18 protein-coding genes are annotated in these 26,639 nt (G+C 73.0%); 3 read left to right on the top strand and 15 right to left on the bottom strand.

Annotated features, from left to right (window positions below):
• Positions 1–4 precede the first annotated feature (4 nt).
• From CXY01_RS17240 to CXY01_RS17215, 6 genes are all read right to left on the bottom strand, one after another.
• The gene (locus tag CXY01_RS17240) at positions 5–358 is read right to left on the bottom strand and encodes a nucleotide pyrophosphohydrolase (protein WP_146929813.1); all 354 of its coding nucleotides are present in this window, start codon (positions 356–358) and stop codon (positions 5–7) included.
• Positions 355–2,412 carry an elongation factor G gene (locus tag CXY01_RS17235; RefSeq protein ID WP_146929810.1) on the bottom strand — a complete coding sequence of 686 codons (2,058 nt, stop codon included), beginning with the start codon at positions 2,410–2,412 and terminating at the stop codon, positions 355–357. The genes CXY01_RS17240 and CXY01_RS17235 overlap by 4 nt, the downstream gene beginning before the upstream one ends.
• Before the next feature lie 96 nt (positions 2,413–2,508).
• Positions 2,509–3,453: an FKBP-type peptidyl-prolyl cis-trans isomerase gene (locus CXY01_RS17230; protein ID WP_146929807.1), complete on the bottom strand. Its 945-nt coding sequence runs from the start codon at positions 3,451–3,453 to the stop codon at positions 2,509–2,511.
• A gap of 217 nt (positions 3,454–3,670) precedes the next feature.
• Complete coding sequence (locus CXY01_RS17225; protein ID WP_146929804.1) at positions 3,671–5,353, bottom strand: alpha-amylase family protein; 1,683 nt, start codon at positions 5,351–5,353, stop codon at positions 3,671–3,673.
• Positions 5,350–6,381, bottom strand: coding sequence for a TIGR03885 family FMN-dependent LLM class oxidoreductase (locus tag CXY01_RS17220; protein WP_146929801.1), 1,032 nt, complete (start codon positions 6,379–6,381; stop codon positions 5,350–5,352). The genes CXY01_RS17225 and CXY01_RS17220 overlap by 4 nt, the downstream gene beginning before the upstream one ends.
• A gap of 63 nt (positions 6,382–6,444) precedes the next feature.
• On the bottom strand, positions 6,445–9,891 hold the full coding sequence (locus tag CXY01_RS17215) for a TM0106 family RecB-like putative nuclease (protein ID WP_146929798.1): 3,447 nt from the start codon (positions 9,889–9,891) through the stop codon (positions 6,445–6,447).
• A gap of 156 nt (positions 9,892–10,047) precedes the next feature.
• Between CXY01_RS17215 and CXY01_RS17210 the strand changes: the two genes are divergently transcribed.
• The gene (locus tag CXY01_RS17210) at positions 10,048–11,490 is read left to right on the top strand and encodes a LamG-like jellyroll fold domain-containing protein (RefSeq protein ID WP_146929795.1); all 1,443 of its coding nucleotides are present in this window, start codon (positions 10,048–10,050) and stop codon (positions 11,488–11,490) included.
• Between the two features lie 11 nt (positions 11,491–11,501).
• On the opposite strand, the gene CXY01_RS17205 is transcribed toward CXY01_RS17210, so the two are convergent.
• The 4 genes from CXY01_RS17205 to CXY01_RS17190 form a co-directional block, all read right to left on the bottom strand.
• Entirely contained in the window at positions 11,502–13,799 is a 2,298-nt protein-coding gene (locus CXY01_RS17205) for a helicase-related protein (RefSeq protein WP_186813444.1), read from the bottom strand.
• Between the two features lie 195 nt (positions 13,800–13,994).
• The gene (locus CXY01_RS17200; RefSeq protein WP_246125455.1) at positions 13,995–14,501 is read right to left on the bottom strand and encodes a hypothetical protein; all 507 of its coding nucleotides are present in this window, start codon (positions 14,499–14,501) and stop codon (positions 13,995–13,997) included.
• Between the two features lie 362 nt (positions 14,502–14,863).
• Positions 14,864–15,487 (bottom strand): DUF6318 family protein, encoded by a 624-nt coding sequence (locus CXY01_RS17195; protein ID WP_146929789.1) that lies wholly within the window; start codon positions 15,485–15,487, stop codon positions 14,864–14,866.
• A gap of 43 nt (positions 15,488–15,530) precedes the next feature.
• Positions 15,531–15,935, bottom strand: a complete 405-nt coding sequence (locus CXY01_RS17190; protein ID WP_146929785.1) for a winged helix-turn-helix transcriptional regulator — start codon at positions 15,933–15,935, stop codon at positions 15,531–15,533.
• A gap of 101 nt (positions 15,936–16,036) precedes the next feature.
• Between CXY01_RS17190 and CXY01_RS17185 the strand changes: the two genes are divergently transcribed.
• Together CXY01_RS17185 and CXY01_RS17180 are read left to right on the top strand one after the other, a co-directional pair.
• Positions 16,037–16,885, top strand: a complete 849-nt coding sequence (locus CXY01_RS17185) for an SDR family oxidoreductase (RefSeq protein ID WP_146929782.1) — start codon at positions 16,037–16,039, stop codon at positions 16,883–16,885.
• Positions 16,886–17,016: 131 nt separating this feature from the next.
• On the top strand, positions 17,017–18,663 hold the full coding sequence (locus tag CXY01_RS17180) for an ABC-F family ATP-binding cassette domain-containing protein (RefSeq protein ID WP_146929779.1): 1,647 nt from the start codon (positions 17,017–17,019) through the stop codon (positions 18,661–18,663).
• Positions 18,664–18,666: 3 nt separating this feature from the next.
• Here CXY01_RS17180 and CXY01_RS17175 read toward each other — a convergent pair whose 3' ends face one another.
• Genes CXY01_RS17175 through CXY01_RS17155 form a run of 5 tightly spaced genes read right to left on the bottom strand, consistent with a single transcriptional unit; the run spans position 18,667 to position 26,580 of the window.
• A complete protein-coding gene (locus tag CXY01_RS17175) occupies positions 18,667–19,131 on the bottom strand; it encodes a hypothetical protein (protein WP_146929776.1) in 465 nt (154 codons plus the stop codon).
• Positions 19,106–21,127 (bottom strand): DNA/RNA non-specific endonuclease, encoded by a 2,022-nt coding sequence (locus tag CXY01_RS17170; protein ID WP_146929773.1) that lies wholly within the window; start codon positions 21,125–21,127, stop codon positions 19,106–19,108. Before CXY01_RS17170 ends, CXY01_RS17175 begins: the two co-directional genes overlap by 26 nt.
• Positions 21,124–21,426, bottom strand: a complete 303-nt coding sequence (locus CXY01_RS17165; protein ID WP_146929770.1) for a hypothetical protein — start codon at positions 21,424–21,426, stop codon at positions 21,124–21,126. The genes CXY01_RS17170 and CXY01_RS17165 overlap by 4 nt, the downstream gene beginning before the upstream one ends.
• An 8-nt stretch (positions 21,427–21,434) precedes the next feature.
• Complete coding sequence (locus CXY01_RS17160; protein WP_146929768.1) at positions 21,435–21,881, bottom strand: hypothetical protein; 447 nt, start codon at positions 21,879–21,881, stop codon at positions 21,435–21,437.
• A gap of 52 nt (positions 21,882–21,933) precedes the next feature.
• Positions 21,934–26,580, bottom strand: a complete 4,647-nt coding sequence (locus tag CXY01_RS17155) for an FtsK/SpoIIIE domain-containing protein (RefSeq protein ID WP_146929765.1) — start codon at positions 26,578–26,580, stop codon at positions 21,934–21,936.
• Positions 26,581–26,639: the final 59 nt, after the last annotated feature.

Here is a 26,639-nt window from a genome sequence, read left to right as displayed (position 1 = left end):
GAGGCTACGGCTTGTCGGGTGCGACGCCACGGACGGCGTCGGCCGCGAACCGCACGTGCGACGCGGCCAGCTTGGCCCGGGCAGCCTCACCCAGGTCCACGCCGAGCACGTCCGCCAGGCACACCAGGTAGACCAGGACGTCGGCCATCTCCTCCGCCGCGCGGGCCTTGCGGTCCGGCGACGAGAACCGCGACACCGCCTCGTCGGACGGCACCCACTGGAACAGCTCCGCCAGCTCCCCGACCTCCCCGACGAGCGCGAGGATCACCGACTTCGGGTCGTGGAACTGCTGCCAGTCGCGCTCGGTGCTGAACTCGCGGACCAGCCGGGTCAGCTCCGCGATCTCGCGTTCGCTCACGCGGGGACCAGGTGGTCGGGGCAGACCTCGAACCGGTCGGGCTCCATGGTGAGCTCCGCCCGGCCGCCGGTGATCGAGCGCAGGTCGAGCACGTACCGGGCCAGCTCGGACTCGGGCACGGACGCCTCGATGAGCACCAGGCCGTCGTCGAGCGACGTGGTGGCGTTGATGTGCCCGCGCCGGGCGGACAGATCGCTCATCACGTCACCCTGCGCGGCCGTCGGGACCGTCACGGACACGTGGCTGATCGGCTCGAGCACCGTCGTGCCGGCGGCGTGCAGGGCCTCGCGGACACCGGTCGCGGCTGCGGTGCGGAACGCCATGTCGGAGGAGTCCACCGAGTGCGACTTGCCGTCGTAGACCTCGACCCGCAGGTCGACGACGGGGTAGCCGTGCGGTCCGCCGGACGCCATCGCCTCGACGACCCCCTTGTGCACGGCCTGGACGTAGGTGCGGGGGATAGCGCCGCCGACGATCGCGTCGACGAACTCGAACCCGGTCCCGGCCGGCAGCGGGGACACCCGCAGCTGCACCACGGCGAACTGCCCGTGCCCGCCCGACTGCTTCTTGACCTTGCCCTCCGCCTCGACGGGCCGCCGGATGGTCTCCCGGTACCCGACGGGGACGGGGGACGTGCTCACGTGCACGCCGAACACGCGGGCCAGCCGCTCCAGCGCCACGGTCAGGTGCGTGTCGCCGAGGCCGCGCAGGACCGTGCTGTCGCCGGAGCGGTCGACGCGCAGCGTCGGGTCCTCGGCGGTGAGGCGCGCCAGCGCGGCGGACAGGCGGTCGTCGTCGGACTGCGTGAGCGGTGCCAGGGCGAGCGCGTACACCGTGGCCCGCTCGCGGGCGGGCCGGGCGGTCATCGACGCGCCCGGCCCGGTCCGTTCCGCCAGCAGGGTTCCCGACGGGGTGCCCGTGAGCTTGGCGACGGCGCCGATCTGCCCCGCCGGTACCGCGTCGACGGGCAGGTGCTCCTTGCCGCGCAGCCGGAACAGGCCGGGGATGCGCTCCTCGGTGCGCGTGGCGGTGTTCAGCAGCCGGTCGCCGTTGCGGACCGTGCCGGACAGGACGCGGAACATGGTGACCTGGCCGACGAACGGGTCGGCCAGCGTCCGGAACGCGTAGAGCAGCGTCGGTCCGGCGGGGTCGGCCGCGACCTCGACCTCGACCCGCCCGGCCTGCACGGACCGGGTCCGATCGGCCGGCGACGGGCCCAGCTCGCACAGCAGGTCCGCCAGGCGGTCCACGCCCACGCCCGTGACCCCCGACGCCATGAGTACCGGGAACGCCTCGCCGGCGAGGACCTCGTGCGCGAGCGTGTGCTCCAGCTCCTGCATGGTGGGCACGTCGCCGGACAGGTAGCGCTCCAGCTGGTCGTCGTCGTGCGCGACGATCTCCTCGGTCACCTCGTCGTGCAGCCGGTGCTCCTCGTCGGCGAGGCCGGCCGGAAGGTCCTCCGTGTGGTGGCGGCCGTCGCGGTCGTACGCGAGCCCCTCCTCGCTGAGCACGTCGGCGACACCCGTGAAGGCCGTCTCCTCGCCCAGCGGCAGCTCGAGCGCGACAAGCCCGTCGCCGAACGCCTCCCGCAGGTCCGCCAGCACGTGCCGGAAGTCCGCGCGTGCCTTGTCCTCCTTGGTCACGACGACCATCCGGGGCAGGCCGGCCTCGGCCGCGAGCCGCCACGCCGTGTGGGTGCCTGCCTGCACCCCGTCGACCGCGCTCACCACGACGAGCGCGAGATCGGCCGCGGCGAGCGCCGCGTCGACCGCCCCCGCGAAGTCCGCCGAGCCCGGGGTGTCCAGGAGTGTCACGTCGTAGGCGTTGCCGTCCGTCGCCGTCCAGGAGAACGGTGCGACACCCAGCCCGAGGGAGATGCCGCGCGCGACCTCCTCCGGCTCGTGGTCGCTCACGGTGGAGCCGTCCTCGACGCGGCCGGTGCGGGTCAGCACACCGGCGCGATGCAGCAGCGCCTCGGTGAGGGTCGTCTTGCCGGAACCCACGGCGCCGACCAGCGCCACGGTACGGATCCTCGGCGACGCTGCCTGGTCCATGGTCTTCTCCCGGTCCGGGGTGCAGACAACCCACCCTAGGACGCCTCGAGCCCGGGACGCGAGGCGTCCCGGGCTCGAGGGGTGGAACGGGGAAGGTCAGGAGGCCCCGAGGATGTCGACGACGAAGATCAGCGTCGAGTTCGCCGGGATGGACTCGCTGGCCTGGTCGCCGTAGCCCTTGTCCGGCGGGACGACCAGGAGCACCTGGCTGCCGACGGTCTGGCCGGCGAGGCCCTCGGTCCAGCCCGGGATGACGGCGTTCAGGGCGAACGTCGCCGGCTCGCCGCTGTCGAAGGACGACTCGACGGGCGTGCCGTCCCACAGGAACAGGCTGTAGTTCACGGTCAGCGTCTGGTCCGCCGTGACCTCGGCGCCCGTGCCCTTGATCAGCGGCTGGACGACCAGCTCCGCCGGGGGGTCACCGGCGACGGGCGCGACGGTCGGCTTGCCGGCCTCGTCGAGCGTGACCGTCGGCAGGCCGGCGGCGGGCGTCACCGGCTCGCCCTCGGGGCCGTCGAGCGGCTTCGGGGTGTCCTTGGCCTCGACGACCTCGCCGACGACGACGTTGGTGTCCTCGCCGCTCGGCAGGGCGAACAGGATGCGGACGCCCACCTTCTGGCCGACGAGCGCGTCGTGCAGCTCGGGGAGCAGGTTCTCGTCGGCGACGATCTTCTCGGGCGTCGACGAGTACGTGTCGCCCAGCTCGCTGCCGTCCGAGCCCTTGACCGCGGTCGTCTCGATGGAGAGCGTCTGGCCGTCCTCGATGACGTCGCCGTCACCCTCGTCGACCACGCGCACCGTGAGGGCGGTGACCGTGAACGGAGTCTCCGGGAGCGTGATGGTGGGCTTGCTGCCGGGGTCGCCCTCGACCGTGACGTCCGCCAGCGCGGCGGCGTCGGCCGGGTTCGCGGTGGACGACGACGACGCGGAGGGCGTCGGGTCGTCGGCGGAGCCGCCCGAGCAGGCGGTCAGCGCGAGGCCGAGGGACAGGGTCAGGGCTGCTGCGGCGAGGCCGCGGCGGGCGGTGGTCGTGCGGCGCACGAGGGTCCTCCGTCGGGTTCGGGTCCCGCCCGGGGAGGCGGCGGACCTCGGCACGGTACGCGAGATTGCTGGGAGTCCGCTGGGTGAGCCGGTGGGTGGGAGGTGCGAAACGGTTCAGCAGCCCGTGAGCGGACCTCGCCCGTCGAACCCGACAGGGGTGTCGTCGCCGGGCACCAGCACGGCACCCCTGTCGGGTTCGAGCGCGTGGAACTGCCGGTCAGAGCAGGCGGCGGTTGCCCTCGCGGACCACGCGGAGCCAGCGGTAGCCGTAGCCGTCGAGCTCGACCTCGGTGCGGCCGCGGGCGTCGATGACGCACGAGCCGTCCTGGAGCAGGTCGACCAGCTGGACGGTCTCGTCGCAGTCGGCCAGCTGCAGCGGGACCATGACCGACTCGCTGGCCAGGTTGTGCAGGGCCACGAGCGACCCGTCGTCCCAGGTGCTGCGGTGCGCGAGCACGGCCGCATGGGGCTGGTCGAGGATCTCCGCACGCGGCGTCCAGCCGAGCTCGGGGCACTCGCGGTACCGGCGGATCAGGAGCTGGACGAAGCTCAGGAGCGAGTCGGGGTCCCGACGCTGGTCGGCGACGTTGACGTGCTCGGGGGCGAACCCGCCGTCGGTGACCGGCCCGGACAGCGCACGCTTGGACGCCCGTGAGAAGCCGCCGTTGACGCCCGACGTCCACTGCATCGGGGTGCGGACCGCGAGCCGTCCCTCGGCGGCGAGGTTCTCGCCCATGCCGATCTCCTCGCCGTAGAACAGCACCGGCGTGCCGGGCAGCGAGAACAGCAGGGAGTAGACCATCCGGATGCGGCGCGGGTCGCCGCCGAGCATCGTCGGCAGGCGTCGCCGCAGGCCGCGCCCGTAGAGCTGCATGTCGGGGTCCGGGCCGAAGGCGGCGAACACCTCCTGCTTCTCGTCCTCGGACAGCTTGTCCAGGGTCAGCTCGTCGTGGTTGCGGACGAACGTGGCCCACTGCGCGTCGTGCGGGATCTCCGGCCGCGCCTCCAGCGCCTTCGCGATGGGTCCGGCGTCCTGCCGGGCCAGCCCGAGGTAGAGGTTCTGCATGCCGACGAAGTCGAACTGCAGCGACAGCTGGTCGCTGTCGGCCCCGTCGCCACCGAAGTAGAGCTTCTGCTCCTCGTACGGCAGGTTGACCTCGCCCATGAGGATCGCGTCGCCCACCCGCCGCGTGAGGAACGCGCGCAGCTCCTTGAGGAAGTCGTGCTTGTCCTCGACCTTGTCGCCGGGGGTGTTGGCGGCGTCGGCGAGGAAGAACGGCACGGCGTCCACCCGGAACCCGCTCAGGCCCAGCTCGGCCCAGTAGCCGATGACCTTGGCGATCGCGTCCCTGACCTGCGGGTTCGCGGTGTTGAGGTCCGGCTGCTGGTGGTAGAACGTGTGCCGGTACCACTCGCCCGTGGCCTCGTTCTTCGTCCAGATGCCGTCCTCCTTGTCGGGGAAGACGACCTTCTCCTTGGTGGACGGCGGCTTGTCCGTGCGCCAGACGTAGAAGTCGTGGAACGGGCTGTCCTTGCTCTTGCGGGCGCTGACGAACCACGGGTGCTTCTCGGACGTGTGGTTCACGACGAGGTCGACGATCACCCGGATCCCGCGGTCGTGGGCCGTGCGGATCACCTCGACCAGGTCGCCCGCGTCGCCGAGGCGCGGGTCGACGCCGTAGAAGTCGGAGATGTCGTAGCCGTCGTCGAAGTCGGCCGTCGGGTAGAACGGCATGAGCCACAGGCACGTGACGCCGAGGTCCGCCAGGTGGTCGATGCGCTGGACCAGGCCCGGCAGGTCGCCGACGCCGTCGTCGTTCCAGTCCATGTACGTCTCGACGTCCAGGCAGTAGATGACGGCGTTCTTCCACCAGAGGTCACCGGTGTCGTGGATCCTCATGCGGCCACCTGCTTCAGCTGGGGGAGGAGGTGCTCGGCTGCCATGTCGACGAACGCGTCGAGCGTGGCGCTGCGCGGGGTTCTCGTCGGCGCGGCGTCGTCGTGCTTCTCGTCGCTGGGCGCGGGGTCCGTCGCCACCTGGTGCAGGTAGACCGCGTCGAACCCGATGGCCACCAGCTCGCTGATGCGGTCCGCCAGACGCGCCGGCTCGTGGTCGACCAGCACGCTGCGACGCAGGGTCTCGTCACCGACGTGGACACCGAGGGAGTCGAACGCCTCGGGGGTGTCCAGGTCCCACGCCACCGGCGGGCCGAACACCTGGCCGGCCATCTGGTCGCGGGCCAGGTCGAGGGCCGCCTGGGCGGTCGGTGCCCACGACACGTGCACCTGCAGCGTCAGCTGGCCGCGTCCGCCCGCGTCCCGGTACTCGTGCACGACCTGCTTCAGCACCTCCGGCGACTGGTTCACCGTGGCCAGGCCGTCGGCCCAGTCGGCGTGCGCACGGGCCGTCGCGGGCGTCACGGCGGGGCCGATGAGCAGCGGCTTCTCGTCGGGGAGCGTCCACAGCTTGGCGCGGTCGACCGTGACGAGCCCGTGGTGCGTGACCTCCTCACCGTCCAGCAGCGCGCGGATCACCTCGACGCACTCACGCAGGCGCGCGTCCCGCTCGGCCTTGGCGGGCCAGCGACCACCGGTGATGTGCTCGTTGACGTTCTCGCCCGACCCCAGCGCCACCCAGAACCGACCGGGGAACATCGCGGCGAGCGTCGCCGCCGCCTGCGCGATGATCGCGGGGTGGTAGCGCTGGCCCGGTGCGTTCACGACGCCGAGCGGCAGCCCGGTCGTCGCCAGCGCGGCCCCGAGCCACGTCCAGGCGAACCCGGAGTGCCCCTGCCGGACCGACCAGGGCGCCCAGTGGTCCGAGCACATGGCGGCGTCGAAGCCCGCCTGCTCCGCGCGCTGGGTGGCCGCGAGGAGAGCAGCGGGGTGGACCTGCTCGTGCGAGTTGTGGAATCCGACGATGGTCATGGGGATCGGTTCTACCTGCTGCACGCCCCGTCCGCGCGCCGAGACGCGTCACGACGAGCAGGGTCAGGCGCTGCACAGGGCGATGAACGCGCCCAGCTCCGCGAGGGTCTCCGGGCGGGTCGGCAGGTAGTCGGTCAGGCGGGTCGACCGGATGACGACCGCGCACCACTGCGCCCGGGAGACGGCCACGTTGAGCCGGTTGCGGTTCAGCAGGAACTCCATCCCGCGCGGCACCTCGTCGGCCGACGACGCACACAGCGTGACCAGCACGACCGCCGCCTCCTGGCCCTGGAACTTGTCGACGGTCCCCACCCGCACGCCCGTGATCCCTGCGGCCTCCAACGCTCGTCGGACCGTCCAGACCTGCGCGTTGTAGGGGGCGACGACGAGGATGTCCTGCCCCGTGAGCGGTCGGGTGGTGTCGTCCGTCCACGCCCGTCCGAGCAGGTCCCGCACCTGCTCGACGACGACCGCCGCCTCCTCGGGCGACGACACGGCGTTGCCGACGTGGTCGACGACGACCGTCCGCAGCCCGGGGGCGACACCCTCCAGCGACCGCGCGGCGGTGTGCGGGACCGCGGCGAGCCGGTCCTCGTAGGACAGTCGCGAGACGGCCGCGCAGAGCGCCGGGTGCATCCGCCACGTGCGGGCCAGGAAGTAGCCGAGCTCGTCGGGCAGGGTGTCCCGCCCGTCGACCAGCCACCCGAGCGCGGACCGGTCCACGGGCTCCGGATGGCGGCCCTGCGACACCTGCGGCAGCTGCTGCGGGTCCCCGAGGAGCAGCAGGTTCCGCGCCGCCGTCGAGACCGCGATCGTGTCCGCGAGCGAGAACTGACCCGCCTCGTCGATGACCAGCAGGTCGAACCCGCCGTCGGGGACCCGGTCGCGGCTGGTGAAGTCCCACTTGGTGCCGCCGATGACGAACCCGCCGGGCTGCCGAGCGTGGAACGTGACCGCGTCCCGGCCCTGCGGCAGCGACTCCCACACGGCGTCGTCCGGGTGCGTGTCCTGCGCCTTCTTGCCGATGTGCTCCGCCGCCAGCCCGGCGTCGTTGACCGCGCGCAGCATGTTCTCGACCACCGCGTGCGACTGCGCGACGACCCCCACCTTCCAGCCCTGTGCCGCGAGCGCCGCGACCACGTGACCGCCGGTGTAGGTCTTCCCGGTGCCCGGTGGTCCCTGCACGGCCAGGTAGGAGCCGTCGAGGTCGAGCACCGCGTCGATGATCGCCTCGGTGGTGCCGGTGACGTCGTCGGGACGGGGGAGGGGGAGCGCCCGTGTGCGCGGCGGGACCCGGCGCAGCAGGTCGACGGCCGGCAGCGGTGGCAGGTCGGCGCCGAGACCCTCCACCAGGGCGCGGACCGCGGCGACGATGGTCGACGTCGGCGGCGGGGCCGACGGCGCGAGAGCCATCGGCAGGCAGGGCTCCGGGACCGCGTTCCTGGGCAGCCGTTCGACGATCCTCAGGACGTCGCGGGTCCCGGACGGCGAGTCCGGCGCGCGCTGCGAGGTCACCTCGAGGATCTCCACGCTCTGCGTCCACCCCCGGTGCCCCGTGGTCGAGGTCTTCGCACAGGCGGGCGGGTCGTCGTAGAGCGCGTACGCCTTGCCGCCGGGGCGCAGGTCGCTGCCCGGTTCCAGGTGGCCCGTGACGCGCAGGACACGGCTGTAGGTCTGCCGTCCGGGACCGATGCTCCAGTCCTCGACCACCTCGGGCGTCCCGTCGACGAGCAGCGTCCCGCGTGGGTCCATCCACTCCGCCGGGTCCGACTGGAGCCGGTCGAAGTGCGCCCACCAGAACGGCTTCTCCTCCCGCCGGTGATAGCCGACGGCCGCTGCCAGCATCCGGACCGCCTGCGCGTCGCGCGGGTCGGCGAGACCCTCGGCCCTCGCCAGGAGGGCGGTGACCAGCGGATCGTCCTCGGCCGGCTCGCCCGGCTCGGCGACGGCCGACCCCGTCGGCTCCGGGCCGTGCGCCAGCAACCAGTCGCGCAGGCGCAGGGTCGACTCGCAGTCGTACCGGTTGTACTCACCGATCTCGTCGAGCTTCGCCTGCCAGGCGGTCTCGTCGCCGGCGTCCCGCAGGTCGCACGCCTCCGCGTACTCGGTGATCGAGTCGGTGGCAGTCGTGACGGCCCCGCCACGCGTCACCAAACCCATGTACAGCGGCTCGAGCCTCTTCAGCGAGTACGAGTCGCTGCCGACCCGGAGCCCGCGCCGGACGGTCGCGTACAGGTCCACCAGCACCCCGTCGCGCAGCAGCTGGTCCACCGCGTCCTCGCCGACGCCGTACCGGCCCGCCAGCCGGAGCAGGGCCGACCGCTCGTAGGGGGCGTAGTGGTAGACGTGCATGCCCGGGTGCGCCGTGCGGCGCTGCTGGACGTAGGCCAGGAAGTCGACGAACGCCTGCTTCTCCTGCGCGCGGTCGTGCGCCCAGAACGGCCGGAACGTGCCGTCCGGCTCCACCACCCCGAACAGGTACTCCAGACCCCAGTCCGCCGGCTCGTCGTCGGCGACCGTGTCGTCGGTCCAGAGCGGGTCGCCCTCGAAGTCGAAGAAGATGTCACCGGCGTCGGGCGCCGGCAGGTCGCTGATCGCCGCCGGGTCGACGACCTCGAACACGAGGGGTTCCGACGAGGTCTCCTGCCGGACCTGCAGGGAGGCTTGCCGGCGCAGGCCCGCCAGCGTCTCGACGCCGATGCCCGGCACCGGCCCGGTGCGCGCCGCGAGCTGGTCGATCGTGACGATCCCGGCCGCGGCCAGCCGTGCGCGCTGCGTCGACCGCATGCCGGCCACGAGGAGGACGTCGCGGTGCGCGACGACCAGCGCGGCACACGTGTCGCAGCGCCCGCACGCCCGGTACCGGACGTCACCCCACGTCACCGGCATCCCGGTCGACCGGTGGTCGTCGAGGAGCCCTTCCAGGCGCGCGCGGCGCTCGCGGTAGAGCGGCAGCAGGTCCGCGAGGCGGTGGCTGGACCGGGACCGGTCGCCCAGCACGAGGTGCACGTCGTCCGTCACCGGGACGCCCGCGGTGACCAGCTGGTCCGCGTACGCCGTGAGCTGCAGCAGCGCCGTGACCTTCACGCTGCGCGCCAGCTTGGTGTCGAGCACCGCCCACCGGCCGTCCTCCCGCACGAGGAAGTCCGCCCAGCCCGTGAACCGGCCGTCGAAGAACCCGGCCTGGTAGACGACGTCCGCGTCAGACGACAGCGCCGCGAGCGTCGACTCCTGCACGCGTTCGAGGGCGGCCCGCTCGCCGGACTCGTCGTACCGCGGCCGCGCGATGGTGACGACGCTCCCCGAGGCGCGGTACCGCTGCAGGATCGCGGTCTCGTGCGCGGGGCCCAGCGCGGACACGCGCGCCAGCATCGCGTCGGCGGCGATCGGCGCCGGCTCCGACCAGCCGAGCCGGCCGTCGAGGTTGCTCAGCACCGCGAGCTCGCAGGCGGCGGCATTGGCGAGGTCGCTCGGGCTGAGCACGAGGCCGCCGTCGCCGAGGAGGAACATGCGCCGAGGGTAGACGGCGGCTCGGACAGGGCTGCGGGGAGCGGTGCGAAGCGGGGCGTATCACCCGTTGGCCGGATAGCCGCCCTGGACGGATGACCGATACCTTCCGAGCGCAGCCCTGCGGCACCGGCCCCGGGCACCGGCAAGGGGGCCTTCGTGCGCGCAGCCAGTTTCCGGATCAGTGCCGTCGCCCTGGTGGCCGCCGCGGCCCTCCTCGTACCCGCCGTGTCGGCCTCGGCGGGGCCGCCCGCGCGCGGCAAGGCTCCCGTCGTCACGGACGCGGGCACGTCGAACCCCACGACCGTCTGCGCCACCGGGGCCGACCGCCCGTGGATGCGGAGCACCACCCCGACCCTGCGCGCCACGCTGAGCGACGCCGACGGGCAGGCCGTCCGGGCGAGGTTCGTGGTCCTCGACTCCCGCGCCCGCGTGGTGTGGGCGCCCCCCGAGACCATCGCGCAGGCGTCGGGGGCGCAGCACGCCGTGGCGGTCCCTGAGGGCCGCCTCAAGGAGGGTGGGACGTACAGCTGGCTCGTGACCGGCCGGGACGCCGGCGGGCGCTGGGGGTTGCCGAAGCTCTGTCAGTTCAGCGTGGACGTCACCCCTCCCGCCCTGCCCACGATCACGCCGGTCGACGGCGAGCCCGCGGTCTACACCGAGGACGCGACCTCCGGCGGTGTCGGTCTGCGCGGGTCCTTCACCCTGGGCGACGAGTCCACCGACGTGGTCTCCTACCAGTACTCGTTCACCGACGGCTCGTTCGGTGAGTCCGTGCCCGCCTCGACGCCGACGATCAGCTGGACGCCCACGACGTCCGGCCCGCAGATGCTGCGGGTGCAGGCGTTCGACCGGGCAGGCAACGTGAGCCCGGCGCGCGACTACCGCTTCACCGTCGGTGAGCCGGTCGTCATCGGTGGCGGCGGCAAGTGGCTTCTCGACGAGGGCGAAGGCAGCGTCGCCGCCGGCACCGGCGTGCCCCTGACCCTGACCCCGACGACGACCTGGACGGCCGGGCCGCTGGCCGAGCTGGCCGGCGAGGACTCCGACCGTGCGCTCCTCTTCGCCGGCCCGGCCGACGGCGCCGCGACCGACGGCCCCGTCGTCGACGCGACGCAGTCGTTCACCGTCTCGGCGTTCGTGCGCCTCGACACCCTCGGCGCCGGTGGCACCGCCGTGAGCCAGGACACGCTCGCCTACAGCGGGTTCGCGCTCGGCTACGACACGACCGGGTGCGCCGAGGACCTGCCGGCGTGCTGGACCTTCGCCATGACCGGAACCGAGTCGTCCGTCGTCACCTCGGTGGATGCGGCCCAGGCGGGTCCCTGGGTCCAGCTCACGGGGGTCCACGACGCGGCCCAGGGCACGATCAGCCTCTACGTCTGCCCGATCGGCACCGCCGACGCACCCGGGACCATGAACCCCGTGGCCAGTGGCCCGGTGGGCTTCGCGGGCGGCACGTCGCGGTCGGGGCCGTTCCGGCTCGGTCAGGCGTTCGGGGGCGAGGCGCCGTTCGCGGGCGCAGTCAGCTCCGTCACGGTGGCCGAGGGCTTCGTGACCTCGATCGCGTCGGTCCGCCTCTCCTGCTCGATGGGAGCCTGACCCGCCGACTGCTAGACGCCGAGGAACCAGGCGGCGATCGCGGCGCCCGGGGTGCCCACGTCGAACGTGCGCACCTCCGTCGCGACCGCCGCCAGGTCCGCCACGAACCCGTCGTCGGCGTCCACGGTCCCGCGCGCGTTGACGACCAGCACCACCGGGAGCCGGTCGGACTCGGTCACCGGCAGGACCGCGCTCACGCGCTGGACCAGCTGCCGGTAGGACCGGCTGGCGGCGAGCAGCACCACCGCGTCGACCGTCGGCAGGTCGAGACCCTCGTCGAGCACCTTCGGCGCCGTGATCGCCGTCAGCCGGCCGCTGCGCAGGTCGCGCAGGGTGTTCCGGCGGACCTCCGGCTCCAGACCGTTGTGCAGCCACGCCGCCGGAACCCCGGCTGAGCGCAGCCCTGCCGCAGCAGCGTCGGCCCCGTCCTTCGTGTGCGTGAAGACGAGCGCGTGAGCGGACCGCGCGAGCGTCGGACCCAGCCTCGCGACGGCGTCGATCTTGGCCGACGAGGTGGCCAGCAGGTCCCGTCGGGTGCTCACCGCGCGCAGGTACGCGCTCGCGTCGGCGGCCGCGCGGGCGTTCTCCCGCCACCCGCCCTGGAGCCGGATGACGTCGTCGACGAACCTGCCCGGAGCGCACCCGTGCCCGACGAGACGCTCCGCCAGCTCCGAGATCTGCGCCGACAACGCGTCGTGCTCCGCCCGCTCGTCGGCGGCCAGGTCCACCTCGACGAATGCCAGCCGGAACGGGGCCAGCACGCCGTCCTTGCGTCCGCGGCGCAGGTCGCACCCGTCCAGCACCGCGCCGAAGTACGGCCGCAGGACCTCGTCGAACCCCGGGTCCTGACGTTCCATCGACGACGTCAGACCCAACCGTGCCCCGAACCCGGCGCGCAGCGTCTCCGCCGGCCGCGCCGACCCGTACTTGTGCACCTCGTCCGCGATGACCAGCCCCGTCCGGTCGTCCGGCAGCAGCTGGTGCCCGTACGCCGCGCTGACCAGCGACACCAGCACGTCGCACTCGTCGAACGTGTGCGCCGTCGTGATGTCCCGGCGCCCGATCGACAACCCGGGCAGGCACAGCTCCAGCGTCGAGAACCACCGGTCCAGCAGGTCCGTCGTCGGCACCAGGACCAGCACCTTCTCACCGCGCGTCAACGCGTCCCACGCCGCGAGCACCCCCACGACGCCCCGACCCTGCGCGCTGAACGACTCGACGATCCCGCGCCGGTCCTCCGCCAGCCACGCGTCCAGCACGTCCTTCTGCCAGCGGCGCAGCTGCGGTCCCACGTACCGCACCTCGCCGCCCGGCGGGCGCGGCCCACGCTCGACCACCGCCGTCGTGGCGAGGGCGTGGAACAGGCCGCCGGCAGGCACCGCGGGTGCCGTGGGGAACGGGTCGGCGGGCGGACGGTCCTCCGCGGCAACCCGCACCGGCAGCGGCTCGGCGACGCGGGACGTCGGGTTGGTCGCCGGTGCCGTGGCCGGATCCGTCGGTGTCACGACGATCGGCTCGTACGCCGGCTCCCCGACCGGACTGCTCTGCGCGACTGTCAGCACGTCGGTCAGCCGGACGGCCGGATCGCTCGACGTACCGTTCGGCGTCACGGCGACTGCGTCGGTCGATCCCACGGTCAGACTGCTCGGCGCACCGGTCGCCGTCCGGGCTCCCGCGTCGGTCGTCCCCACAGGCGGACTGCTCGGCGCAATGGTCACCACATCGGTCGACGCCACGGTCGGCTCACCCCTCGGCGCGACGGTGACCGCCTCGGTCGACCCGACCGTCGGTGCGAGGGTGCGCTCGATCGTGTGCTGGTCCGTCGGCTCGTCGCTGCGCCCACCAGTCGGCGCGCCCGGCTGCTCGACCGGCGGGACCGGTGTGGCCACCAGGCGCTCACTCACCGGCACCCGGGCAGGAAGGGTGGCGGCGATCTCCTGCAGCCGCACGGAGGGCCGGCCGGCGAACGCCGCCGCCGGCAGGATCCCGCGGCGGGTGTCCAGCCGCTCGACGGTCGCGGAACCGGCTCGGTCTCCGAACGACGCCGCGGGCGCGAGCACCTGCTGGGCCGGACGTCGCGGGGTCGGAAGGTTCAGGAGCGTCGCAGGGTGCCCCGCCCCGAGCGCCCGCCAGCGCGGCGGCGTGCTGCCGTCGGGGCGCAGCCTCGGGTCACCGATCAGCAGTCGCTCGACCTCAGCCGCGGTCAGGCCGCCGTGACCGGCGTTCGCGACGATGGCCGTCAGCTCCGACGCCGTCTGCAACGGGCGCGCGCACAAGGCAGCGTGCAGCACGTCGCTCGGTGTCGACACGTGCGCCCTCCTTGTCCTCGCAGAGCGAGGTGGTCCCCGCGTCCGATGCTCCTCCTCTCTTGTCGGCATCAGCACGGCCCGAATCCAGTCGGGCACCGCAACTCGTCCCGCATAGCTGAGCAGTGCCACCCCCGCAGGATCCGGGCGATCCCGGTCCGTGCGATCGAGTGGCTCCCCCTCAGCCGAGGGATCTCCTCAGCAGTCCGGCTGGGACGGGTCCTCGATGCAGTCGTTGGCGACGAGGCGGGACCGTCGCTCCACGATCTCGAACTCGGCGGTGGTGCTGGTCGTCTGAGCGGTGCCGACGACCTCGCGCCAGGTGTCGTCGCCGTCGATGCGGTAGCGGCCGGACCAGGTGGTGGTCAGCTCGATGGCGGTGGTCCCGGTGTCGGTGAACACGTAAAAGACGTCGAACTCCGGGTACGGCGTCCCGGGGCTGTCGGTGGACAGGTCGTCGGAGCCGTCGTTGAAGTCCCACGTGTAGTGCGTCGGCGTGGCGATGACGTCGACGCCATAGCCGAACAGGTCCGTGCGGAACGTCTGCTCGACGGGCTCGGTCAGGACGATGGTCTCCTTGTTCACCAGCACCCACCCGCGGTCGGGCTGCATCGTGATGACCTGCGGGGTGATCGGCAGCCGCTGAAAGTCGGCCGCGGTCAGGGTGGGCAGCAGGTCACCCGGGCAAGCCCAGCCGACGACCATCTGCCACGGACCCCAGGGAGTGTCGGGAGTTCCTCGGTCACGACGCCAGAGCGGCTGCACCGGCTGCTCGCCGTCGCACGCTGGGACGACAGAGCCGTCCGGGGGAGCGCAGGCGCCTCCGATGTCGGACTCCAATGTCCCGGAGGTCACGTTGCACAGCGCCGCACGCCGCAACTGGAAGAGTTCGACGCGGGGAGGGACGGCGGCACTGAGGTAGGAGCGAAGTGCCCGTTCCCCTTGAAACGCGGAGAGCTCCAGTGCGCTCTCGGCCGCATCGGCGACGATGTCAACGGCATGTGCACCAGGAACCGATCCCATGATCAGCAGCAATGCCACGATGGCGCCGCACCCAAACCGTGCCCTCATGCTGCAGGCGCTTCAGTCGGCGTAGCCTCACGGACCGCCCATTCTCCGCCCTCCCAGACGACCGCGAGATCGACGTGCACACGCTTCGTCTCGGGAAACTCTTCGACGACGCTGCCGGTCGCGTTGACACTCACAGAGGGTTCCTGCACCAGATCGACCTTGACCGCGTACCAAGCGCCAGGAGTGACCTCCGACCCCGAACTCTCGATGAGGGTGAACGCGCCACCCTCGCTGCGCTGTCCGAGTACGGACATCGACTCTGCGTTCGTTTCAGCGTTTGCGCAGAAGGTGCATTCGGAGTGGCTTAGCAGCGACCAGTCGGTGACATCGCCGGTTGCGTAGAGATAGGGGTACAGGAGCAGGAAGTACTCCGAGACCGCCACCGCACCCTCAACGCTCGGCGGCTCGTCCATCGCCGCCGGTCGGGTCGGCTTCACGGTCACGTCGACGGGAGCCGTAACGGTGGGTGTTGGTGACGGAGTCGATGAGGGGGAGGCCGTCGGCCGGGTCGTCGTCTCGACTGCGACCGGGGTGCCGTCGGTGCAGCCGGCTGCGGTCAGGGCGAGCGCGGTCGTGGCGACGACGAGCAGGGCACTGCGACGACTGCTCCACCAAGGCATGCGGGCGAACGTACCGAAAACGGACAGCGCCCGTCACGGGTGGTCACGCGTCTGTGGACAACTCCTGTGACAGGGAGGGCCGGGCGACGATGTCGTCGGCGTTGTCCACGATCCACTCCATGAGCGGCAGGAGCCGGGTGACGAGCTCCCCGCCTCGCGCGGTGAGGGAGTAGTCGACGCGTGGGGGGACGCTGCCGGTGACCTCGCGGTGCACGATCCCGTCGGCCTCGAGGACGCGCAGGGTCTGGGCGAGCATCTTCTCGCTGATGCCCTCGACGATCCGCCGGAGCTCGCCCCAGCGCCTGGTGCGCTCGGACAGGGCGACCAGCAGCAGGACGCCCCACTTGCTGGTGACGTGGTCGAGGACGGTCCGCGACGGGCACGCGGCGGCGAGAACTCCGTCGGTGAGGAGCCGGTCCAGGACGCTGACCTCGTTGCTTACCGTCACGTGCGTACCTTACGCGAAAGTGGGTACCGGCCGGAGGGAAGGTCCTGGATGGGCGACGGGTTGGGCCGGACGACAAGCAACGCCTGCGAGAGGAACCACCCATGTCCGTCGTCGTCACCGGTGCCACCGGCCAGCTCGGTCGTCTCGTCGTCCAGCACCTCCTCGAGGGTGGGCTGCCCGCGGACCAGGTCGTCGCCGCCGCGCGGCGTCCCGAGGGGTTCGCCGACGGGGTCCGCACCGCCGTGATCGACTACGACGACCCGGCGTCGCTGGAGGCGGCGTTCGCGGGTGCGGAGACAGTGCTGCTGATCTCGGGCAACGAGGTGGGCAAGCGGGTCGCGCAGCACGGCAGGGTCATCGACGCGGCGAAGGCCGCAGGGGTCCGGCGCGTCGTCTACACGAGTGCACCGCACGCCGACACGACGTCGCTCGTCCTGGCGCCGGAGCACAAGGCCACCGAGGAGCTGCTGACCGCGTCGGGCCTGGCGTGGACCGTCCTGCGGAACAACTGGTACACGGAGAACTACGTCGGGGCCGTCGAGCAGGCGCGCTCCACGGGCGTCCTGCTGACGAGCACGGGCGACGGGCGCATCGCCTCCGCCACGCGCGACGACTTCGCCGCCGGGGCAGCCGCCGTGCTGCTGGGCGGCGACCACGACGGCCGCACCTACGAGCTCTCGGGTGACGTGGCGTGGTCGTTCGACGAGCTCGCCGAGGCCGCGTCGACCGTCCTGGGTGTCCCCGTGGTGGCCCAGCAGGTCTCCTCCGACGAGCACCGCGCGATCCTCGTCGACGCCGGGCTTGACGAGGGCACCGCGGGGTTCGTCGCGACGCTCGACGCCGACATCCGCCGGGGCGACCTGGCCGACGCGACCGCCGACCTGCGGACCCTCATCGGTCGGCCGACCACCCTGCTGGTCGACGGGCTGCGTGCGGCGCTCCGCGCGTAGCGATTGCCGACGCCGCCCCCGCCGCCCAGGGAGGACCCGGGCGGCGGGCGGGCGTTGGGGCGGAAACAAGGGGCGCTCGGCGGGATCGGCTGCGTACCCTCGCACGTCCGCCGAGCAAGGAGAATGACCGCATGAGCGCAACCGTCCAGGCCAAGAACGTGGGGGCCGGGTTCGGCGATCGCGAGCTGTTCTCCGGTGTCGACCTCGTCGTCGCGCCCGGTGACGTCATCGGCCTCGTCGGCCCCAACGGCGCGGGCAAGTCCACGCTGCTCCAGATCCTCGGCGGCCGGCGCCAGCCCGACTCCGGCAGCGTCGCCGTGTCGCCCGCGCACGCACAGCTGGGCTACCTGGCGCAGGAGATCGAGCGGGTCGAGGGCGAGTCGGTCCGCGACCACCTCGGCCGGCGCACCGGCGTGACGCCCGCCCAGCTCGCTCTGGACCAGGCGGCGGACGCGCTGGGCGCCGGCCAGGACGGGGCCGACGACGCGTACTCCGAGGCGCTCGAGCGCTGGCTCGCGCTCGGTGGCGCCGACCTGGAGTCGCGGCTCGGGACGGTGGCCGACGACCTCGGCCTCACCGTCGACCTCGACCACCCGATGACCGCGCTGTCGGGCGGTCAGGCTGCGCGGGTGGGCCTGGCGGCGCTGCTGCTCTCGCGGTACGACCTCTACCTCCTCGACGAGCCGACCAACGACCTCGACGCCGCGGGCCTGGACCTGCTAGAGGAGTTCGTCGACCGGTCGGAGGCGGCGATCGTCGTCGTCAGCCACGACCGCGAGTTCCTCAGCCGCACCGTCACGGCCGTCGTCGAGATCGACCGCAGCCTGCAGCGCGTCACCACCTACGGCGGCAGCTACGACTCGTACCTCGACGAGCGCTCGATCGCCCGTCGCCAGGCCCGCGAGGCCTACGAGGGGTACGCGGCCCGTCGTGACGCCCTCAACGCCCGGGCTCGGATGCAGCGGGCGTGGATGGAGAAGGGCGTGCGGAACGCTCGTCGCAAGGCGTCCGACAACGACAAGCACATCAAGTACTTCCGCGGTCAGACGTCGGAGAAGCAGGCGGCGAAGGCCCGGCAGACGGAGAAGCTGATCGAGCGGCTCGACGTGGTGGACGAGCCGCGCAAGGAGTGGCAGCTGCAGATGAGCATCGCGACCGCGGGCCGGTCCGGTGCCGTCGTCGCGGTCGCCCGGCACGCCGTCCTGACCCGTGGGGAGTTCACGCTCGGACCCGTCGACCTCCAGCTCGACTGGCGCGACCGGGTCGCCGTCACCGGACCGAACGGCTCGGGGAAGTCGACCCTGCTGGCCCTGCTGCTCGGTCGCCTGGAGCCGACGTCCGGCGCGGTCGACCTCGGGTCGGGGGTGCTCGTCGGCGAGGTCGACCAGGCGCGGCGCGCGTTCGAGGGCGACGAGCCGCTCGTCGACGCGTTCTCGCGCGAGGTGCCCGACTGGCCGACGGCCGACGTCCGCACGCTGCTGGCCAAGTTCGGTCTGGGCGGGCACCACATCCACCGGCCGGCGGCGTCGCAGTCGCCCGGCGAGCGGACCCGGGCAGCCCTCGCTCTGCTGCAGGCTCGCGGCGTGAACCTGCTCGTCCTCGACGAGCCGACCAACCACCTGGACCTGCCCGCGATCGAGCAGCTGGAGTCGGCCCTCGACAGCTTCGACGGGACGATCCTGCTGGTCACGCACGACCGCCGGATGCTGGAGACCGTCCGCCTGACCCGCCGCTGGCACGTCGAGGACGGCCAGGTCACCGAGGTCACGGCGGACTGACGATCAGCCGAGCAGCGCGGTCAGCTCGGCGCGGTTCCGCTCGAGGTACTGATGGACCGGCTTCGAGGACGTCTCGTCGCGGATCCCGACCAGCACCCGAGGCGTGTCGACGACGACGGTCGCCTCGGTGCGGCCGTCACGGTCGATCACGACGTCCAGCACGATCGTCTGTGTGGGGGAGCCTGCCGCGAGCTCGCGCAACAGGTCGCTCGTCTCGAAGTACAGCTCGTCGGACGGGCGGAAGGTCTCCTGCTCCAGGCCGTCCGGCGTCTCGACCACGACGATCCGGACGCTCCCGATGCCGTCGCTCTCCGGCGCGACCGAGCACTCCTCGCGCGTGACCACGCGCAGCCAGCCGGCGGGCGCCGCGGCGGCCCAGCTCCTGACGATGGAAGCGAGGAGCGCCGACTGCTCGTCCGTCAGCGTGACCGCCGTGGAGCCGTCATCGCGGGGGTCGTGGCTGGGCATCGTTTCTCCATTGGTAGGTGAAGACTTCACCGTCGATGTTGACCTCGACGTCGAAGACGTCCGGTCGTGTCGTGTCGTTACCGGCCCGGTACTTCGGCTGGATGTGGATCTCGACGTTGCCCGGCGTCTCGCCACGGAGCGCCTTGCGGATAGAGCGCTCCATGCTCGCCCACTGGCCCTGGTTGAGGTTCACGAGGCCGTCGTAGGGCTTGCCGTTGCCGGGGAGCACGTTGAGGCGGTTCGTCGCTCCGCCGAGCGAGTCCGCGATGAGGTGGAAGCCGATGTCGGTGTCGAGGCCCTCGTTGCCGATCGCCGCCGTCAGGGTGCTGTTGCGACCGCCGTCGCCCAGGTTGACCTGCCCGCTGACGCTGCGGGTCCGTCCGAGGTGGTCGGTCTCCCAGGCCATGCCCCTGAACTCGTAGACGGCGTTCGGGTGCGGGACGTTAGCGGCTCGGTTGAACGCGTCGATGTCGGTGAAGGTCAGGTGCGGCATGGGCAGCCCGTCGGCACGCGCCACGAGGTCGATGGCCGCGTCGTACGACTGGAGCTTCTCGATGTCGACGCCCCGCGAGACCAGGATCGCGATCTCGTCGGCGCTGAGCGCCCGCTTGGTCCACTTGCCGCCGGTGGCGCCCCACCCGAGGAAGGGGATGAGCGCCGCGCCGGACAGCGCCGCGTCGACGGTGTTGCCCTCGGCCGCGTACCAGACGGCGTTGATCGCATCGACCGGTTCGCCGATCAGGGGGACGAGGCCGAGCCCGTCGAGCACCAGGTGACCGATCTCGGAGAACGGGTTCTGGTTCTCCCGCGCCTCCTCGACCTCCGCGGCCTTGATGTCGAAGATCTCGCGTGCGTCCGTCGCGATCGCGGCGCTGATCGTGTCGCCGCCCTCGAACGGGGTGATCGCCGCCGCGATGGCCGCGTTCGAGCCCGCGCCGTCGTCCACGGGCCAGCGCCGCTTCACCAGGACGTACTCGAGGAACGCGTTCGTCGTGGCGGACTTGCCACCGCCCTCGATGGTGACCGTGGGGCCGGTGCCGAACAGCTGGTGGGCAGCGTCCGGGTTCCGGCCGACCGCCGCCATGATGCCGGCGAGCGGGTCGTAGTACTCGGTGTACCCGGTCGGTGCGCCCTCGTCCTCGCCGTGCACGGGGTCGATGGCCCCGAACCCCTCGCTCATCGAGTGGGCCCGGTTGTACCACATGTCCCGGGTGTCGACGCTGCGCTCGTAGTCGTGCACGTCGGTGGCGACGGTGGTCAGGAAGGGCGTCGAGAACGACCCGCGGGAGATCACCAGGCCGAGCGCGCTGGCCTGGCCGAGGGTCTCGGGGTTCTCGTCGGTGATCGCGTCCGACCAGGACGTCGCGTAGCCCGGGGGCAGCGCGTGGTCGCCCGTGCCCTGCGTGGCGGTGCCGAACGTCGTGCCGAGGCCGTCGAGGAGCGCCTCGTACTGCCCGTCGAACTTCTCGACGTCCTCGATGTCCCCGCCGAGCGAGCCGTTCCGGACCAGGCTCCGCCGCGTGTTCGACGCGTCGATCACGAGGTCCGCGACCTCCTCGGGCGAGACCTGCAGCGCGAGCTCGTAGGCGAAGTACGGGTCGGTGCCGTTCTCGGCCAGGAGGTCGACGAGCTCCTGGGGGAGGTCCTCGTCGGACCCGTACTCCTCGATCAGCTCCGCCGCGCGGTCCGCGCGGTCCTTCGCCTCGGCCGGCGTCGTCGTCGGCACCGTGGACTCGTCCAGCTGCACGTACCCCTGGAACCCGGGCACCTGCGTCTCGATGTGCCGGGCCAGCGCGAGCCGCCGCCGCAGGCCGGGGAGCTGGCCCTCGATCCAGGCACTGACGGCGTCGAGCCGCGCCAGGTCCTCCGCGGAGAGCATGACGGTCTCCAGGCCCGACCGCAGCGACGACCGGTGCGACGACACGTCGGTCGCCGCGCTCTCGAGCGCGCGCACGAGCGCCGCCATCTGGGCGAGGTCGATCGACGCCACGCTCACCGCAGGTTCCTCCACCGCGTCTGCCACGCACCGGGCTCGACCTGCTCGGGCTGCCCTCGGACCGCGGAGTCGTACGTGGCGATCGCGCCGTCCGCCGCCGTGGTCAGCGCCTGCTTGTGCCCGGTCAGGTCGACGTAGAACGCGTCGGCCACGGGGCTGAGCCAGGCTCCGGCGTCCATCGCCCGGACCACCGCGTCGAGGTCGTCGCGCAGGTCGGCCGCGACCGGCACCGCCTGCCCGCGGTGCTGCCTGATCGCCGCGAGGTACGGGTTGGGGATCGGGGCGGCCTCCTCCGTCACGGCCGGCCCTACGCCTGCGGGGCAGGGGTCGTGGGCACCGCCCCGTGCTCTGCGACCCAGGTGTCGAGGTACCGCTCGAAGCGGCCGTGCGACTGCTCGTCGAGGATGCCCTGGCTGCGCTTCGGCTCGTCGTAGCCGAGCTCGACCTTGATCGTGCCGTCCGGGTCGACGAGGAGCTCCAGGGTGGTCCACCGCCGGTCCGGCCCCTCCTCGGCGGAGAGGTCGTTCAGCCGGGCCACCGCGTCGTACAGCGGCTCGTCGTAGCCGACCTGGCCGTACAGCCAGCGGTCGCCACCGTGCACGACGGCGGTGGTGATCCAGTTGAGCGTCACGTCACCGGACTCGTCCGGGGTGGCCTCCCAGCTGCCGACGAGCCGGGCCCACCCCTGCGGCGCGATCTCGGCGAAGCGGCGCACGACCACGCCCAGCTGTTCCTGCTGCTCTGCCAGACCCACCGGAGGACCCCCTTCGACGTTGCCGAAACCACATGATGCCAGCCGTGCCTGGTCAGGGCACCGGGACCTGCACCAGCTGCCACGCACCGCCCGTGACGAGCAGGCCCCGCCCCGGGTTCGCGCCGCCGAGCGCCGAGCGGGGGAGCCGCACCCCGAGCAGGTCGCCGTCGTTCGGCGTCGCCGGGGACAGCAGCAGGCCGCTGCGGGACTTCTTGATGGTCGCGGCCGGGCCGCGGTACGCGCTGGTCAGCTCGTCGGTGGTCCCGGCGCCGACGATGAGGCCGGGGCGGTCCCGCAGGTTGCCCAGGTGCGCCACGATCGCGTCCGCGAGCGGGCCGTCGGTGCCGACGAGCTCCAGGTCGTCGACGAGCATCAGCGTCGGCACGTCGTCCGTCGGGACGAGCGCCTCCATGAACGCGGCGATCTCCTCCCGGGTCGACTCCATCGACAAGGTCCCGACGACGCCCGGTCGTTCGGCGAGGTCGCGCAGCGGGCTGCGGCGCGGCGTCACGAGACCGACCGACCACCCGCGCTCGAGCGCCGAGGTGCCCATCGTCAGCAGCACCGTGCTGCGACCCGACCGCCGTGGGCCCACCGCGAGCAGCCCAGGGCCGTGCTCCTCGGCGTCCAGCCCGAACAGCCCGAGGGTGTCGCCGCCGACGCCCGCCGGGACGGCCGTCCGGCCCAGCGGAGCACCGCCGAGGGCACGGGCCTCCTCGAGCGTGACGCGGGTCGGCAGCGGGTCGACGCGGAACGGCACCTGCGACGGCTCCGGACGGGTGCCGTCCCCGGCGTCGTGACGCTCGACCGCGGCCCGCGCGATCCGCTGCAGCGCGGCGACCTGGGCGGGACCCGACGGGTCGGGGTCGAGCAGCGCCACCTGGAGCTCCTGGCGGCCCTGCGACCGGAACGCGCGCCCCTCGGGCAGCTTCTCGGGGACCTCGCGCGGCGACATCCCGACCGCGGCGTAGTCGCCCGGGTCGGACATCGGCAGCATCACGCGGTCCTCGGTCAGCGTGGAGACGCGTCCGACCAGCAGGCTCCGGTCGCCCGTGAGCACGACCTTGATCCCCGCGCCGGGCCCCTCCTGGAGGATCTGCGTCCACATGTCGATGAGCACGCCGGCGTCGTAGTCCTCGAACGCCTGGATGAAGCCCTCCCACCGGTCGAGCAGCACCAGCAGGTACGGCAGCCGCCGGGCCGGACCCGTGCCGGCGCGCTGCTCGGTCACGTCCGCGAACGCCTGCTCCGCGAGGAGCTGCTGGCGGCGGGAGATCTCGGAGCGCAGCCGCCGCGTCAGGCGGGCGACGCGATCCGGCTGGTCGCGCGTGACCACCGCCCCCGTGTGCGGGAGCGCGACGAGGGGCAGCAGCGCGTTGTTGCCGAAGTCGAGGCCGTAGACGTGCACGTCGCGCGGCGACAGGCGGGTGGCGACGCCGGCCGCGAACGTCCGCAGCACGGTCGACCGGCCCGACCGCGGCGCACCGACCACCGCGAGGTTCCCGGCGGTCTCCAGGTCGTGCACCGCGACGTCCCGACGCTGCTGCGCCGGCAGGTCGACGATCCCGTAGGGCAGCGCGAACGGCGAGCGGTCGAGCGCGGGGCCGCCCTGCGCGAGCACGTCGTCGAGGGTGATCTCCGTCGAGAGCGCAGGCAGCCACGGCGGCGGCGGTGCCGCGACCTGGGCCAGCTCGGCTGCCGAGCCGACGGCGGTCACCAGGGCCGCGAGGTCCGTGGGCGTGTCGACGTCCTCCTCGCCCCGGCTGCGCGGTGCGGACAGCGGACGACCCGCGGCCGACCAGGTGAGGCGCTCGAGGTGCACGGCTCCGCCGCCCGTCGCGGTCGGCGGTCGGCCGCCGACGCGCGACGACTGGAACGCCACGAGGCTGGAGTGCCCGAGCCGGGCGTACGCGCGACCGGGCAGGCTCGGGGGGATCTCCGCGGCGTCACCCGACTCGATGACGTCCTGGCTGTCGTTGCGGTCGGTGACCCGCAGCGCGATGCGCAGGTTGGTGTTCGACTTGATCTCGGCGCTCACCACACCCGCGGGCCGCTGCGTGGCGAGCAGGAGGTGCACACCGAGCGAACGTCCGCGCCGGGCGATGTCGACCAGGCCGGTGACGAAGTCGGGCAGCTCCGCGACGAGCGCGGCGAACTCGTCGATCACGATGGTCAGCCGGGGCATCGGCGGGTCACCGGGCTCACGCCCGGCGAGGTAGTCCTCGATGTCCTTGGCGCCCGCGTCCGCCAGCTGGTGCTCGCGCCGCCGCAGCTCCGCGGCGAGGCTCTCGAGCGCGCGCGTCGTCAGGTGCGCGTCGAGGTCCGTGACCATGCCGACCGTGTGGGGCAGCTTGCTGCAGTCCTTGAACGCCGCCCCGCCCTTGTAGTCGATGAGCACGAACGTCATCTCGTCCGGGCGGTTGGCCACGGCGAGCGACGCGATCAGCGTCTGCAGCAGCTCGGACTTGCCGGAGCCGGTGGTGCCGGCGACGAGGCCGTGGGGTCCGTCGGCGCGAAGGTCCACCGTGAACGGGCCGTCCGTGGACTCGCCGATGACGGCCTTCGTCGTGCGTCCGCCGCCCTGCGCCCAGCCGAGCGCGATCGAGCGCGCGTCCGGCGGGTCCAGCTCGAGCACGTCGAGCAGCCGGGACGTCGACGTCAGGGTGCTGGCCAGGTCCTCCGAGCTGATGTCCCGGACCGGCGCGAGCGACCGGCCGAGCTGCTCGAACCAGCCGCGCGGCACCAGGTCCGCGCGCACCCCGTCGACCGGCTGCTCCCCGGTCACCGACACCGTCGAGCCGGCACCGTCGACCAGGACCACCGCCTGGCACTCCTCGGGCAGCTGGCGCTCCTGCTCGTCGACGCACAGGAAGTACACGCCGACACCGGGCCCCTCGCGCAGGAGCGTGACCAGGCCCGGGAGGAGGCGGATCCGGCGGGCGCCGTCGAGCACCACGAGCACCGGGGGCGGGAGCAGGCCACCGCCGCCACCGAACGCCCCGCCGCCCATCCGCGGCCCGTTGCTCGCCGCCTCGCGACGACGCTCGACCAGGTCGAGGAGCTCCGAGATCCGGCGCGACGTCGTCTCGTCGTCGTTGCCGACCGCCACGACCGGCCCGGACTCGCGGCGCGCGTGCGGCAGCCAGCGCACCCACGACCACGCGTCGTCGCCGTCCTGGTCCGCGAGCAGCACCACGCTCACGTCCGCCGGCGAGTGCGCGGTCACCACCTGCGCGAGCATCCACGCCGCCACCTGCCGACGCGCCTCGCCCGTCCCGGCGACGCCGGTCACCCCCGCCCGGGCCAGCGGAACGGCCACGGGGACGTCGGACGCGGTCCAGTGCTGGACCTTCTCGTGGTCCTCGCGCGCCGGGTCGTTCAGCGACACCTCGCTCGGGACGTCCGCGGTGCCCACCCGGGCCAGCATCCAGTCGGGGTCGGTCCGTCGCCGCTCCCAGAGCCGGGCGCGCGGACCGGTCGCGAACAGCAGCACCGACCCGGGGTCGGGGAGCTCGGCGCGACGTGCGGCGCTCTCGGCCGTCAGCGCGTCGTAGGCCTGCTGCTCGATGCGCGCGGTGCGCTGCACGAACGTCCGGACGGCCTCGAGGTGCTGGTTGCGGCCCTGGCCGCGCGAGGAGAAGAAGTTCGACGCCGCCATCGCCGGCGACAGCGCCATGATGAGCAGGGCGTACGGCGACCGCGTGAACCAGTACATCCCGGCGCCCATGATCAGCGGCATGATCATCATCGCGAGCGGGAACCGCTGCTTGTCAGGAGTGCGTGGCTCGCTGGGCAGGCGGAAGTCGGTGGTCCGCGGCGGCGGCAGGAGGCGCGGCGGGCGGTTGTAGTCCAGCGTCGCGCCGATCGGGCTGAGCGACAGCGACGCGTCCGGGGCGCTGACCCCGGCGACCTCCAGCACCACGTCGCCGACGACGAGCGACTGCCCCGGTGCCCACGGGCGCCGCTCGGTCAGGGGCTCCCGGTCGACGTGCACGAGCGGCCGGTCCTGCTCGGGGTCGATCTCGCTGATCCCCTCGAGCCCGCGGCGGGCCTCGAGGAGCTTGCGGGCGTACTTGCTGCGCGAGCGGCCACGGGCGGGCGTCGCGGCGTCGGGCACGTCCTGGCGCACGACGATGGGCCCCTCGAGCGGACGGCGCCGCACCGGTGCCGGTCGCACGACCTCGACCACCGCGGACGACGGCTCGACCGTGACCGTGCCGTCGAGCGCGACCTCGAGGACCACGGCGCACGCGGGGACGTCGGCGCCGTCGACGCGGACGGACGCGCCCGGCCCGCTGCCGATCTCGTGGCGACCCAGTGCGAGCCGGTGCACGCGTCCGGCGTCGACCCCGGACACCAGCCGGACCTCGCACGAGCCACCCGGCTCGTGCCAGCTGTCGCCGGGGTCGACACCGAGGCCCACGACCGCGCCGTGCCGCAGCGGTGCGCTCTCCACCGGCTGGTCCGGGTCGAGCTGCTGCCCGTGCCACCACAGCGCGGGTGCGGCCTGCGTGGCCGGGACGACCTCGACGACGCCGAGGTGCCCCGACCCGCGCGGCACGACGCGCTGCTGGGTGGTCTCGATCCGCTCCGCGAGAGCGTGCGCCACGTCGCGCACGAGCGAGCCGGGGGCGCAGTCGAGCACGACGTCGACAAGCTCGCCGCCCCGCTCCGCGGTGACGCTCACGATCAGTCGCACGGCACGCTCTCTCGTCGTCGGTCTCCGGACAGACGGACGGCCCGCCCTCGCAGAGGACG

The organism is Cellulomonas xylanilytica (assembly GCF_007989805.1).
GTDB classification, from domain to species: Bacteria; Actinomycetota; Actinomycetes; order Actinomycetales; family Cellulomonadaceae; genus Cellulomonas; species Cellulomonas xylanilytica.
This window is presented reverse-complemented; position numbering and strand designations above follow the sequence as displayed.

Excerpts from the sequence above, each read along its gene's own strand:
- CXY01_RS17235 (WP_146929810.1), bottom strand. The coding sequence starts at position 2,412 with ATGGACCAGGCAGCGTCGCCGAGGATCCGTACCGTGGCGCTGGTCGGC.
- CXY01_RS17225 (WP_146929804.1), bottom strand. The coding sequence starts at position 5,353 with ATGAGGATCCACGACACCGGTGACCTCTGGTGGAAGAACGCCGTCATC.
- CXY01_RS17220 (WP_146929801.1), bottom strand. The coding sequence starts at position 6,381 with ATGACCATCGTCGGATTCCACAACTCGCACGAGCAGGTCCACCCCGCT.
- CXY01_RS17215 (WP_146929798.1), bottom strand. The coding sequence starts at position 9,891 with ATGTTCCTCCTCGGCGACGGCGGCCTCGTGCTCAGCCCGAGCGACCTC.
- CXY01_RS17200 (WP_246125455.1), bottom strand. The coding sequence starts at position 14,501 with ATGGTCGTCGGCTGGGCTTGCCCGGGTGACCTGCTGCCCACCCTGACC.
- CXY01_RS17195 (WP_146929789.1), bottom strand. The coding sequence starts at position 15,487 with ATGCCTTGGTGGAGCAGTCGTCGCAGTGCCCTGCTCGTCGTCGCCACG.
- CXY01_RS17185 (WP_146929782.1), top strand. The coding sequence starts at position 16,037 with ATGTCCGTCGTCGTCACCGGTGCCACCGGCCAGCTCGGTCGTCTCGTC.
- CXY01_RS17180 (WP_146929779.1), top strand. The coding sequence starts at position 17,017 with ATGAGCGCAACCGTCCAGGCCAAGAACGTGGGGGCCGGGTTCGGCGAT.
- CXY01_RS17175 (WP_146929776.1), bottom strand. The coding sequence starts at position 19,131 with ATGCCCAGCCACGACCCCCGCGATGACGGCTCCACGGCGGTCACGCTG.